Raw genomic sequence first — 1535 nt, 5'->3', positions numbered from 1 at the left:
GTACAAGATTGTCCTGGAAGAGGGCACCGGCCATCACTTGCGTGAGCTGATCAGTGGGCGGCTGCTTGCCGCCATGTGGACGCAGATGCGTCCGGCGCGACAAGTCCGGGCGCTGTGGGAGCAGCGGTTTCCGCAGCTGCGCGCGGCTGCCTGATGGATCAGCGCCAACTCGAGCTGGCCGCATCGCGGGATGCCGAGCGATCCGGCAGCTGACCGACGCGAGCAATACCTGCGGAATCCTGGCGCTGATAGCAGAAAATTTCCGCGTGCAACAGTGTGTGGGAAGTCCGACAGTCATGTGCGCAGGTGCTTCGGCTCGTACTACCTTCGCCCGGGTATCAGTTCGGGCCGAAGGGATTACATGAAAATTCTCGTGACAGGCGCCACCGGAAATATCGGCCGCATGGTCGTCGAGCACCTCGTGCGTTTGGGGGCTGATGATATTCGCGCGCTGTCGAACCACCCGGAACGCACCGCATTCCCGCCCGAGGTCGAGGTGATGAAGGGCTACCTGCGGCGCCCGTCCTCCCTGCCCGCCGCCTTCGACGGCGTCGACCGGATGTATCTCGCACCGACTCTCGAAACCGTCACCGAGGTAGTCGATGTGGCGCATCAGGCCGGGATCGAGCACATCGTCGATCTTTCCGGCGACGACACCACCCAGTGGCAGCCCATCGCGCGGGCGGTCGAAAAATCGGGTATCGGCTGGACCCACCTGTATACGGGCGAATTCTTGGAGAACACCACCGGTTGGGCGGACCAGATTCGCGCGACAGGCGAACTGCGCGAACCATATCCGGATTCCGCCAACGCCCCCATCGCCATGGACGATATCGCCCGTGTCGCCGCGACAGTCCTGCTCGGCACCGGGCACCTCGGCAAGACCTACAACCTCACCGGCCCCGAAACCCTCACCAGGCCGACGCAGGTCCAGCAGCTGGCCGAGGCGATCGGCCGCGATCTGTCTTTCGTGACGGTGTCACCCGAGGAATGCATCGCGCTCCTCGAGCCGGCCATGGGCGAATTCGCGCGCTGGTACGTAGAAGGCCTCGCCACCCGTGTCGATCACCCACAGGTCGCGACCGGCACCGTCGCCGACCTCACCGGCCACGCCACCACCTTCGCCGCCTGGGCCGCCGCGAACGCCGACCTGTTCCGCTGAGCGATCAGCAGGCGCGCGTTGCCGAAAGACTTTGGCGGAGAAGCTAGTAGCCGACGAGGAGTCCCGGTGCCGAGGTGACGCCTGGGCACCGGGACTCGGGAGGGAACCCTCGTGCGGCCGTTCCAACCCCGCAGCCGTCAGGCGGCGTCGAGGGCGGCGGCGATCTTGCGGGCCATCGCTGCCACAGCCGGGGTGGGCTGACCCTTGTGGGCCTGGGTGGTGGCTTCGACGGCGACCAGGACGGTCTCGCGGAAGTTGCCTGCTTCGGCCGGGTCCTGCTCGGCGAGCAGGCTCATGGCCGCGGTCAGGCTCGGCAGCACCTGGTCGGCGAGTGCGGCGACGGACTTGCCGGGCAGGTGGATGTCCTTGGACC

Annotated in this window: 1 protein-coding gene and 1 pseudogene; one reads left to right on the top strand and one right to left on the bottom strand. The window is 66.5% G+C overall.

The window, feature by feature from the left end; all coding sequences use genetic code 11:
• Positions 1-361 precede the first annotated feature (361 nt).
• Positions 362-1162 carry an NAD(P)H-binding protein gene (locus ACFWPJ_RS32500; RefSeq protein ID WP_378857303.1) on the top strand — a complete coding sequence of 267 codons (801 nt, stop codon included), beginning with the start codon at positions 362-364 and terminating at the stop codon, positions 1160-1162.
• A 137-nt stretch (positions 1163-1299) separates the two neighbouring features.
• Here the strand turns inward: ACFWPJ_RS32500 and ACFWPJ_RS32495 are convergent.
• Positions 1300-1535, bottom strand: a pseudogene (locus ACFWPJ_RS32495) (hypothetical protein); the annotation flags it as partial.

The sequence above is a fragment of the Nocardia sp. NPDC058497 genome, from assembly GCF_042720195.1.
Lineage (GTDB): Bacteria > Actinomycetota > Actinomycetes > Mycobacteriales > Mycobacteriaceae > Nocardia.
The sequence above is the reverse complement of the archived record's forward strand: the minus strand, read 5'-3'. Positions and strand labels throughout refer to the sequence as shown.